Source organism: Bacteroides intestinalis (assembly GCF_003464595.1).
Classification (GTDB): Bacteria; Bacteroidota; Bacteroidia; order Bacteroidales; family Bacteroidaceae; genus Bacteroides; species Bacteroides intestinalis_A.
Genome location: NZ_QRZF01000006.1, coordinates 215,393 through 227,414, shown reverse-complemented (window position 1 = coordinate 227,414; position 12,022 = coordinate 215,393). Strand labels below are relative to the sequence as shown.

Here is a 12,022-nt window from a genome sequence, read left to right as displayed (position 1 = left end):
TTCTATAGTATATTGATTATGGTTTCATAAATTTATCAATGGGAAACTCTTCCCCGGAAAAGGCTTTAATGCTGGTCCACGGGGAAAGAGGAGCTGTCCAGAAAACATCATCTGCCGGCAAACCTAGAGGAAGAAAACCTAAAGAACAGAGATAGACACAAGGAGTTGATAAATAAGAATCACCTAATTCCGGCTGTTCACCACACACTCCAATCGTTAACCAACCATTTTTATCAAAGGTACCCGGCTGTTCAAATAAACGCTTCAACATGGCAGTCATTGCCCCCCGTACTTGGCCTACTTTTAAACTTGATGGAAGTTGATGAAATAATGCACTGGCTCCCAGAACTTGAAAAGCTGCCGAACGATAACTTACTGAACGTCCCAATACCGGATAACTTCCATCCGGTGCAATCATGCGTTCCTGAATTTCCGCATATCTGACGAAACGTTTCCACTCTTTGTCTAAAAGTGTCTGATAAGATGAATCATATTTCACTACAACCTTTAAAACCTGTAACAACATAGGATGAATGACATAACTATTGTAATAATCCAAATGAAAATTCTCCCCATCTCCATAAACTCCGTCTCCCTTATACCATTGTTCGTGTGATGAAATAGCCTTCTCTATTACTTCAAAATTCCATTCATTGCCGAAACTTTTCAATCCACATTCCACCATCGCAGAAAACAATAGCCAATTATTGTTTCCCGGCTTCATTGTACGTGTCGATTTCCATTGTTCTATTAAACGTTGTTGAGTCTTATCATCAAGATTTCCCCATAACTGAGTGGGTGCCTGTAACAATCCTTGTATCAAGAAGGCACTATTCACCAAAATCTGCCGTGTGGCTGTACTATTAAAATAATCATCAGCATGAGGGTCTACAGAATTCTTCAACCCATTACAGACCATTTTAATATATTTATCACGCAATTTTCCTTCTGCTGTTTTATCTGGTCCCAATTCCAACCATGGTGCTATTCCTGCTATTGTTCGTCCCACCGACTCCATATGTGTAACAAACTCCCTGCTACTAGCTTTCGCAGATGAAGAACGTCCAACAGGAATATTCTTTTTTAACTGGTCCTCACTCAAATTACTCAAAACCGGATCTGCTATCTTTAATAGCGTATGTACCCAATATTCTCTATCACTTTGGGGAGCACCTTGCCCTTGTACAGCAGAAATTGCCATAAAAGAAAAGAAAAGAGCTGATGCAAATTTAATCAGTTGATGTGTCATAGCTTTATTTTTAGATTATAACTCGTGGTTACAAAACTATGGAAAAAAACAAATTTCAAATAAGATAGAAATTCTAATATATATCCATTTCATCCACAAAATCCCTCCTCTACTAAAAAGGACAATATTGCTATTATTTGAACGATTGTATTATCGAATCTAAAAGCGAAGCATTATTTTTGTGCCACAATCAGTAATAAATATACTATGAGAAACGTCATACTGTTAACGCTTTACATACTAATAGGAAATGTATCCGGTACATCTCTTTATGCAAATAACAGCATAAAATTACATGCATCGCATATATCCATTAATAAAGGAATGCATCAGTCGACAATTCATGCCATGTATCAGGATGAGTTCGGAATGATATGGTTTGGTACCAAAAGAGGATTAGTAAGATATGATGGAACTCAAATGAAATTCATACAAAAACTTTATAATGACATTCCTGATGCAGAAGAGTTGGTACGTTCCATTACGGGGGATCAAAATGGCAATATTTATATAGAGACACGTTCAGGCATTATAGAGTATAACATAAAAAAAGATCATTTCCGTAAAATAACCCCTTATTCACAATGCATGTACTATTCGGACTCTTGCTTATGGATAGGATATAAAAATACAATCTACCAATGGAAGAACAATATATTAAAACTGCATTTGCAGTTACCAAAGGAATCTTGCATTATAGATTGCATTACTGAAACATCCAAAGGAAATCTGTACATAGGCACCAGAGACGACGGTATATTCCTCATCAGAAGGAATAAAGACACAAAACAGATGTTGGCTAATATCAACCAGATACGCCAATTATACATTGATTCAGAACAAAAGATATGGGTCGCTACACGAAGGAACGGATTATTCCTCATAGATAGTGATGAAAATATCAAAAATTTTAATTATTCAGAAAACAGCAATAATTGCATATCAAGTGACATTGTACGATCCATATGCGAAGACAATGTAGGTAACTTATGGATTGCCACTTTCAATGGATTAAATAAATATGATAAAAAAGAAAGAAAGTTCCTCCAATATGAGTTTATTAACGAAAATGCCTATACTCTAAATGACGCATCTATCTATTGCTTAATGAAAGATCAGCAAGGAACTATTTGGAGTGGTTCGTTTTATGGTGAAATAAATTGCTTTCACCCAGAACACAGTACTTTTTCCTATCATTTTGTCACTAAAGATATAATGCCATCCTCCCCATCCAAACATGCAATCTTCGGAAAAACAGTAGAAGATAATGAAGGGAATTTATGGATGGCAACAGAACGAGACGGATTATATTTTTTCAATACACATACCAAAGTTTTGAAAAAGCTGCCGTTCACAGACAACGTGCAAACCTTATATCTGGATAAACAAAAAAACATCCTATGGATCGGAACATTACTTGGCGGACTAAAAAAATATGATCTGCAAAGTCAATCCACTCAGGTATTTCTCAGAAACGTATTACACAATAATAGCATCAGAGAAATTATCCCTTATAATGATTCCCTAATAATAGCTACGCATAACGGTATCAGTATATTTGATACTCATACAAATAAAAGTACTATCCTCTCTTCTGAACAGGTAGATTTACAGAGAATGTCTGTGACAACCATCCTATTAGACTCCCAAAAACAACTATGGATTGCTGTTCAGAATCAATTACTTTGCTATAACCTACTCAATAAATCATGGCAGCATATTTGTATTCGTAAATCAGAGAACTGTATAGTCAACAAGATTATTGAGAATCGGAATGGAGATATCTTAATAGGAACCTCCAGACATGGAATATTTCGGAAAAGAAAAGGAGAAGTAGAATTAGAACCTTTTGCCACAGATGCCATCTTGATGAAAGACATTATAGATATGTGTGAAGATAAGTATGGTGGTATTCTTATTGTTACCAATGAAGGACTCATTTATATAGATAATGAAGAAGAAATTACCAATATTGATAAAAACCGATTCTTATCTACTTTCCAGGTAAATAGCAACTGCTTATTTCTGGACCGAAACAATAATGTCTATTTAGGAGGAATCAATATGTTCTGTTCATTCCCTTTAAAGCAAATTTTCAACAAACCAGAACATTATCAAGTAGGTATATCTGAATTCTCCGTCAATGATACTCCCTTGGAGGTAGACTCAACCGGAAAAACACTTAAGCAATCCATTCTTTACACTAACAGGATTGAATTGCCTTACGATCAGCATGCCATAGGAATCAGAGCATATACCAATAACTATGCCGCCTCTTTTACCTGTGGCATTAAATATAAGCTGGAACCTTTTGACAAAGAATGGAAACGTACCAATAGTTTAAATGAAATAAGTTATACCAATTTATCACCAGATAAATACATATTACATATTCAAGGAGATGTAGCCTTGGCCAACGGAGAATTTCCGGAGCGCAAACTCAATATCATAATAAATCCTCCTTTTTATCAAACCCCTCTTGCTTACATATTATATGTTCTATTAACCATTCTATTACTATACGAAGCATACCAAGTAATCATCTTACGTTCATCTCTAAAAATAGCAAAGGAACAGAAGCGAAATATGGAACAACTCAATCAAAGCAAACTACGTTTCTTCACTAACATATCTCATGAATTCAAAACACCCTTAACACTTATATCCAATCAAGTCGAACTATTATTACAGAGTAAGAATATACCTCCAAAGCTAAATACTAAGTTACTAAATATTTGGAGAAACATCACCAGATTAAATCAACTCATCATAGAGCTGATGGAATTCAGAAAACAAGAACAGGGTTTCACTCCTTTAAAGGTAAACTGTTATAATTTAATAGACATAGTGAATAATGTGGTAGACTCTTTCAAAGAGTATGCACAAACAAGAAAAATAAACCTAACTTTACTTGCCGGACAAGATGATATTTCTTTTTATTTTGATAAGCAGTTAATTGAAAAAGCACTGTTTAATTTGTTATCCAATGCTTTCAAATTTACTCCAGAAAATGGCAGTATTTTCGTACGATTAAAATATGAAAGCATGAAAGTTTCATTGGAAATCTCAGATACAGGTGTAGGCATTAATGCCAGAGAGCTAGAAAATATATTCATCCGGTTTTACCAAACAGATAATACTTGTTTCACTAATAATATCGGAACTGGAATCGGCTTGGCCTACACAAAAAATATAATAGAGGCCCATAAAGGAGTAATCACAGTTAAAAGTATTAAAGGAAAAGGTAGTTGTTTCACTATACAACTGCCTACTGATATACAATATCCTCCCAGCAATATTCAGGAAAATTTGCCTATCATAGAAGATTACAACCTCAATGCAGCTGGTTTCATCTCCACAGATACACTGGAAGGAGTAGCAGAAGAAAGAAAGGAAAAGAGTGAAAAGCATTATAAGCTATTAATTATAGAAGATAACCAGGAACTCAGGCAACTACTCACAGAAGTCTTTTCTGACCTCTACAATGTCGAAACAGCAGAAAATGGTAAAAAAGGATATGAAAAAGCTCTCTCTGTTATACCCGACATCATTATCAGTGATGTTGTTATGCCGGAGATGTCCGGAACAGAGTTATGTCAAAAACTTAAAAACAATATAAAGACTTCTCACATTCCCATCATTTTATTAACATCACAAACAGCTTCTGAATACATTATTGAAGGTCTGAAAATTGGAGCAGACGACTATATCTGCAAGCCTTTCAGCATTAAACAATTGATTGTCAGATGTAATAACTTAATCAATCTACGCAGAACATTACAACAAAAATATGCTAAAGAAAGCAATTCCAGCAGTGAATTAATTGCCACATCTACATTAGATCAGGCTTTATTAGATAAATCTATCGAGTTAATAGAAAATAACCTAGAAAATCCCGTGTTCAGTGTTGATTTCCTGGCACAAGAGCTCTGTATAGGACGTACCAAATACTTCACGAAGATAAAAGCAATCACAGGTATGACACCTAACGAATTTATTATAAACATCAAACTTAAATTAGCATACCGGAGTATTGAACAACAACCGGATATCTCTATTACAGAACTCGCTATGCAATTGGGGTTCAGTTCTACCAGCTATTTCATCAAACGATTTAAAGAATTTTCCGGAATGACACCTAATCAGTACAAGCAAAAGGTAAATGAGAATGGCACAGCATAGCAAATTATCCTTCCTCCACCTGCATCGCCACAATCTCCTGTAAAACGCTAACAGCCGTTTCTACATTCTTCACATCTTTTACCAGCATACTGCGACGGGTATTCTGCTCACGCAGATCGCAACGGCGGGTATATTTCATCATATAAGCAATGACTTTACCAAACGCCTGGCTCTGATAGTACGGACTATCCGGATTAGAAACAAAGAACAATGACATACGTCCTCCCTTGAGAAAAACCTTCTCTGCACCAAGACGTGCAGCAAGACGGCGTAAAGGTACAATCCGTAGTAGTTCTTCCGTTTCTGACGGGATAGGACCAAACCGGTCTATAAGACGGGTACGGAAATCCTCCACATCTTTATCCAACGTCAGACTATCTAATTCGCGGTAAAGCAACATACGTTCGCTACTACCTGTAACATAAGTGGCAGGAAGCAACAATTCCAGGTCACTCTCTACCTGACATTCATCTACAAATTGCTCTCCACTGATGACGCCACCCTCCGCTTTCAGTTCTTCGGCATAAAGATCTGCAAATTCGTCCGTCTTCAGTTCATGTACAGCTTCCGACAGTATCTTCTGATAGGTTTCATAACCCAGATCGGCAATAAAGCCACTCTGTTCCGCACCGAGCATATTGCCTGCACCACGAATATCGAGGTCCTGCATGGCTATGTGAATTCCACTGCCCAAGTCACTGAAATTCTCAATAGCTTGCAGACGACGCCTTGCTTCAGGAGTCAGGGAAGAAAGCGGAGGAGCCAACAAATAGCAGAATGCTTTCTTATTGCTTCGTCCTACACGACCACGCATCTGATGCAAATCACTCAGTCCGAAATTCTGTGCCTGATTGATGATAATGGTATTGGCATTCGGAATATCAATGCCGCTCTCTATAATTGTAGTGGCTATCAGCACATCATAATCATAATTGACAAAGCCGAAAATAATCTTTTCCAATTCGGTCGGCTCCATTTGTCCATGCCCGATGGCTATACGGCAATCCGGAATATGCCGTTCAATCATCGCTTTTAATTCAGGCAAATTAGAAATACGGTTGTTTACAAGAAATACCTGTCCGTTCCGACTCATTTCAAAGTTAATAGCATCCACTATAACTTCCTCATTAAAGGTATGCACCTCTGTCTGAATAGGATAACGGTTTGGAGGAGGCGTTTGGATAACGCTCAGGTCACGTGCCCCCATTAATGAGAACTGCAATGTACGCGGAATAGGCGTGGCCGTCATGGTCAAGGTGTCTACATTGACCTTCAACTGGCGCAACTTCTCCTTAACGGATACCCCGAACTTCTGTTCTTCATCAATAATCAGCAACCCCAAGTCCTTGAATTGTATGTCCTTACCCAAAATCCGATGTGTACCGATAAGTATATTCACATCACCTGCCGCCAGTCCTTTTACGACCGCTTTTGCCTGAGCTGCCGTACGGGCACGACTCAGGTATTCCACCCGACAAGGCAAATCTTTCAAACGCTCTTTAAACGTCTGGAAATGTTGGTAAGCCAACACGGTGGTAGGTACCAAAACCGCTACCTGTTTATTGTCCGCCACAGCTTTAAAAGCAGCACGAACTGCCACTTCTGTTTTACCAAACCCCACGTCTCCACAAACCAGACGATCCATAGGACGGTTACTTTCCATATCCGCTTTTACATCCGCCGTTGCTTTACTTTGGTCTGGTGTATCTTCGTAAATAAAAGATGCTTCCAGTTCCCGTTGCAAGAAACTATCCACACTGAACTGAAAACCTTTTTCCTCACGACGCTGAGAATACAATCTTATGAGGTCACGGGCAATATCCTTAATTTTGGTCTTAGTACGCTCTTTAAGTTTCTCCCAAGCTCCCGTACCCAATTTATTCAAACGGGGAGCCTCACCATCTTTTCCTTTGTACTTTGAAACTTTATGTAATGAATGGATAGAAACAAAAACTACATCTTCATTCTGATAAACCAGTTTCATCACTTCCTGCGTTGTATCACCGTTAGGAATACGCACCAATCCGGAAAAGCGTCCCACACCATGATCGGTATGTACCACGTAATCTCCCGGTGTAAACTGATTCAACTCTTTCAGACTCAGAGCGACCTTGCCACTACGTGCTTTATCACTTTTGAGATTATATTTATGAAAACGGTCGAATAACTGATGATCCGTAAAAATGCAAAGCCGCAAGGCATTATCGGCAAAACCTTCATGCAACGTGCGCTCTACAGCTGTAAAAGCAATCTCTTCTCCCCTGTCTTCAAAAATGGCACGAATACGGTCAGTCTGCTTCATGCTGTCACTACAAATGTAAAGCGTATACCCTTTCTCCATATACTCTTTGAAGCTTTCGGCCACCATATCAAAGTTTTTATGGAATATAGGCTGGGCAGATGTATCGAATGTCACCGTAGCATCCGGAGTTCCGGTTGGTTTGTTACCGAACTCCATACGGCAAAAGTCCAACGCACGAAGCGTAAACTCACTCCCATCAATCAGCTTTCCATCCAAAGTAATACAACCACTTTCTTCCGCTTCGCGGGCTGCAATCGCTTGTGGGGTAAGTGTTTCATCGTGTACAGTCTGGATACGTTCACGCAGCCAAAGCAGATCACGCATTGCCAATACAGTATTCGCCGAGAGAAAATCCAGGAATGAAACCATACCGCTTGCATCCCCCTGTTCCAAACTACGGCTCAAATCCGGCACGATAACAATACTGTCTTTCTTTTCTTTAGAAAGTTGCGTTTCTACTTCAAACGTACGGATACTTTCTACTTCATCACCAAAAAAGTCTATACGATATGGAAATTCGGAAGAGAAAGAAAATACATCGATGATACTACCACGTACAGCATACTGCCCCGGCTCATAGACATAGTCCACATACTCAAAACCATAGCTACGCAAGACTTCCGTAATAAAATTCGTATCCACATTTTCCCCTGTATGCAATTTCAGAGTTTTATCTCCCAGTTCCTTCCGGGAAACCACCTTTTCTGCCAAAGCATCGGGATAAGTCACAACACAAAGTCCTTCCTCTCCTTTTTGTAAGCGGCTCAACACTTCTGTACGCAGAATTTCGTTGGCCGCATCTTTCTGCCCGTATTTTATTGCCCTGCGAAATGAAGAAGGAAAGAACAAAACTTTCTCAGTCCCCAGTACTTGTGTTAAATCATGGTAAAAATATCCCGCCTCTTCCAGATCGCCCAGAATAAAAACAAAAGGAAACTCTCCGCGTTGCACCAGCACGGACGAAAATAATGAAGCGGCAGAGGCACACAGCCCCCCGCAAAAAAGGGTGCGGACAGACGGATTCTTCAGCAGGCCACTTATAGCTTCCACATTGGGGTGAGTGGCATATCGTTGTTGTAGCTCGGTAATTGTCATCATAACGGGCGCGAAATTACTAAATAATCCTTAGATTTATTCGTATGTGGCAGAAAACACTTAACTTTGTTCCCAATTAGAACCCCCTTTTATGAATATGCAGACATCGGACAGCATCGTTATCATTCCCACATACAACGAACGGGAAAACATCGAGAACATTATCCGCGCCGTTTTCGCCTTGGAAAAAGTATTCCATATCCTTATCATTGAAGATGGCTCGCCTGACGGCACTGCCAGCATCGTCAAAACGTTGCAGCAAGAGTTTCCCGAACGCTTATTCATGATAGAGCGGAAAGGAAAATTAGGATTAGGTACCGCTTACATTGCCGGGTTCAAATGGTCTCTGGAACATAATTACGAATACATCTTCGAAATGGATGCTGATTTCAGCCACAATCCGGCCGACCTTCCCCGTCTTTATAAAGCTTGTGCCGAAGAAGGTGCCGATGTTGCCATCGGTTCGCGATATATCAGCGGAGTCAATGTAGTAAATTGGCCCATGGGACGTGTGTTGATGTCTTATTTTGCCTCCAAGTATGTGCGCCTTATTACGGGTATCCCTGTACAAGATACAACTGCCGGGTTCAAATGCTACCGCCGCAGGGTTCTGGAAACGATTGATCTCGACGGTATCCGTTTCAAAGGTTATGCTTTCCAGATTGAAATGAAATTCACTGCCTATAAATGCGGCTTCAAGATAGTAGAAGTCCCGGTTATCTTTATCAACCGTGAACTGGGTACTTCAAAGATGAACAGTAGTATCTTCGGAGAAGCAGTCTTCGGGGTTATCAAATTGAAAGTACATAGCTGGTTCCACAAGTACCCGAAAGCTGTGAAAAACGGTTAGTGATTAACGATAAATGATTAGTAGAAGATGAAAAGAACTCTGATACATAACGCTACAATAGTTAACGAGGGACGTTCCGTGCAAGGTTCCGTAGTAATTGAAAACGGAAAGATTGCCGAGGTATTGACTTATGGCAAAGAACTGTCCGCCCCTTGTGATGAAACAATAGATGCCACCGGCTGCTGTCTGCTTCCGGGTATCATTGACGACCATGTACATTTCCGTGATCCGGGACTGACCCATAAAGCGGATATCTTTACCGAAAGCCGTGCAGCTGCTGCCGGTGGTGTCACTTCCATCATGGACATGCCGAACACACAGCCATTGACTACCACTCTCGATGCACTTGAACAGAAATTCGATCTTCTGAATGAGAAGTGTATTGTCAACCATTCCTGCTACTTCGGTGCCACCAATAATAATTACACTGAGTTCAGCAAGCTGGACAAGCATCGGGTATGCGGCATCAAACTCTTTATGGGTTCCAGCACCGGTAATATGTTGGTAGACAAAAGTAACAGTCTGCTGAACATTTTCAACGGAACAGATATGCTGATCGCAACTCATTGTGAGAGCCAGGAAATTATCAAAAAGAATACTGAATATTACAAAGAAATGTTCAGTAACGCACCGGAAATCCCAATCAGTAAACATCCTAACATACGTTCTGCAGCAGCGTGTTATTCCTCATCGCAACTTGCTATACGTATGGCAAGTTTGGCCGGTGCACGCTTGCATGTGCTGCATGTTTCTACTGCAAAAGAATTGCAACTGTTCAGCGATGCTCCATTGGAAGATAAACATATTACAGCCGAAGCCTGCATTGCACATCTGCTATACCGCCAACAGGATTATAAAGAACTGGGAACCCGCATCAAATGTAACCCTTCCATTAAGAAACAAGCTGACCGCGATGCCTTACGGAATGCAGTCAACACCGGAGTTATCGATGTCATTGCTACCGACCATGCACCCCACCTGCTCAGTGAGAAAGAAGGTGGTGCCCTGAAAGCAATGTCGGGTATGCCAATGATTCAATTCTCCTTGGTCAGTATGCTTGAACTGGCGGAGAAAGGCATTTTTTCTATCGAAACCATTGTTGAGAAGATGTGTCATGCCCCTGCCCAGATATATGGTATCTGCAATCGCGGTTATATTCGCGAAGGCTATCAGGCCGACCTCGTACTTGTCAGTCATGGCGAACGTTGGGAAGTCAATACTGAGAATATACTCAGCAAATGCGGCTGGAGTCCGCTCGAAGGTAATTCTTTCCGTTGGAAAGTAGAAAAGACATTTGCGAACGGGCATCTGATATATAGTGACGGCCAAGTAGATGATACTTACCGCGGTGAAGAACTGAGATTCGATTATTAATACTAAAATTTAGCGATGAATAATTCAGTGGATAAGGTATTGACGTATACCATTCACGAGGTTGCTCCATATATCAACTGGATATATTTCTTTCATGCATGGGGTTTCCAACCCCGTTATGCCGCCATTGCCGATATTCACGGATGCGACTCCTGCCGTGCTTACTGGCTCACCACCTTTCCTGAAGAGGAACGTGCCAAAGCGGCTGAAGCCATGCAGCTATTTAAGGAAGCGAACCGGATGCTGAACCAACTGGATGAAAATTACCATGTCCACACCATTTTCCGTCTATGTGAAGCCAATGCCGATGGAGATAACCTGATACTGGATGGAAAGCTTTTTCCTTTACTCCGCCAGCAGATCCCACATCCGGATGGCAGTCCCTTTCTTTGTCTTAGCGACTTTGTACGTCCGCTATCTTCAGGTATTCCTGATACGGTAGGTATTTTCGCTGCATCGTGTGACGGAGAAGTGGAACTTCTATATGAAAAAGATCCCTACAAACGCATGTTGGTGCAGACACTTGCCGACCGGCTTGCCGAAGCAGCAACAGAGAAGATGCATGAATACGTACGCAAGGTTGCCTGGGGATATGCTAAAGATGAGAACCTTTCTATTCCGGATTTGTTGAGAGAAAAGTTCCAGGGCATACGACCTGCCGTAGGCTACCCCTCCCTGCCCGACCAGTCTGTCAATTTCCTATTGAACGACTTGCTTCATATGGAGCAAATAGGTATTACTCTGACTGAGAATGGAGCTATGCGTCCGCATGCCACAGTCTGTGGACTGATATTGGCACATCCGGCTGCACGCTATTTCGCTGTTGGCAAGATAGGTAATGACCAACTGGAAGATTATGCACGACGCAAGAAGATGTCCGTAGAGGAAACCAGAAAATTTTTGGCTGCAAACCTGTGATTATCCGACTTCCTTTGCGACTAACAGTACAAAAGCAATTCAAGAAGCAAGA

6 protein-coding genes are annotated in these 12,022 nt (G+C 40.6%); 4 read left to right on the top strand and 2 right to left on the bottom strand.

The window, feature by feature from the left end; all coding sequences use genetic code 11:
- Positions 1-16: 16 nt before the first annotated feature.
- Positions 17-1,201, bottom strand: a complete 1,185-nt coding sequence (locus DWW10_RS10990) for a DUF2264 domain-containing protein (protein ID WP_118421410.1) — start codon at positions 1,199-1,201, stop codon at positions 17-19.
- 255 nt (positions 1,202-1,456) lie between these two features.
- Between DWW10_RS10990 and DWW10_RS10985 the strand changes: the two genes are divergently transcribed.
- Positions 1,457-5,431 (top strand): hybrid sensor histidine kinase/response regulator transcription factor, encoded by a 3,975-nt coding sequence (locus tag DWW10_RS10985; RefSeq protein WP_022392585.1) that lies wholly within the window; start codon positions 1,457-1,459, stop codon positions 5,429-5,431.
- Positions 5,432-5,435: 4 nt separating this feature from the next.
- On the opposite strand, the gene mfd is transcribed toward DWW10_RS10985, so the two are convergent.
- Complete coding sequence (mfd, locus tag DWW10_RS10980; protein WP_118421411.1) at positions 5,436-8,828, bottom strand: transcription-repair coupling factor; 3,393 nt, start codon at positions 8,826-8,828, stop codon at positions 5,436-5,438.
- Positions 8,829-8,925: 97 nt separating this feature from the next.
- On the opposite strand from mfd, the gene DWW10_RS10975 reads away from it, so the two are divergent.
- Genes DWW10_RS10975 through DWW10_RS10965 form a run of 3 tightly spaced genes read left to right on the top strand, consistent with a single transcriptional unit; the run spans position 8,926 to position 11,970 of the window.
- Positions 8,926-9,678, top strand: a complete 753-nt coding sequence (locus DWW10_RS10975; RefSeq protein ID WP_022392587.1) for a polyprenol monophosphomannose synthase — start codon at positions 8,926-8,928, stop codon at positions 9,676-9,678.
- 27 nt (positions 9,679-9,705) lie between these two features.
- Positions 9,706-11,052, top strand: a complete 1,347-nt coding sequence (locus tag DWW10_RS10970) for a dihydroorotase (RefSeq protein ID WP_022392588.1) — start codon at positions 9,706-9,708, stop codon at positions 11,050-11,052.
- A 15-nt stretch (positions 11,053-11,067) separates the two neighbouring features.
- On the top strand, positions 11,068-11,970 hold the full coding sequence (locus DWW10_RS10965; RefSeq protein ID WP_022392589.1) for a vitamin B12 dependent-methionine synthase activation domain-containing protein: 903 nt from the start codon (positions 11,068-11,070) through the stop codon (positions 11,968-11,970).
- Positions 11,971-12,022 lie beyond the last annotated feature (52 nt).

What these genes read in the sequence shown, in the direction of transcription:
- DWW10_RS10990 (WP_118421410.1), bottom strand. Translation starts at nt 1,201, where the DNA reads ATGGCAATTTCTGCTGTACAAGGGCAAGGTGCTCCCCAAAGTGATAGA.
- DWW10_RS10985 (WP_022392585.1), top strand. Translation starts at nt 1,457, where the DNA reads ATGAGAAACGTCATACTGTTAACGCTTTACATACTAATAGGAAATGTA.
- mfd (WP_118421411.1), bottom strand. Translation starts at nt 8,828, where the DNA reads ATGACAATTACCGAGCTACAACAACGATATGCCACTCACCCCAATGTG.
- DWW10_RS10975 (WP_022392587.1), top strand. Translation starts at nt 8,926, where the DNA reads ATGCAGACATCGGACAGCATCGTTATCATTCCCACATACAACGAACGG.
- DWW10_RS10970 (WP_022392588.1), top strand. Translation starts at nt 9,706, where the DNA reads ATGAAAAGAACTCTGATACATAACGCTACAATAGTTAACGAGGGACGT.
- DWW10_RS10965 (WP_022392589.1), top strand. Translation starts at nt 11,068, where the DNA reads ATGAATAATTCAGTGGATAAGGTATTGACGTATACCATTCACGAGGTT.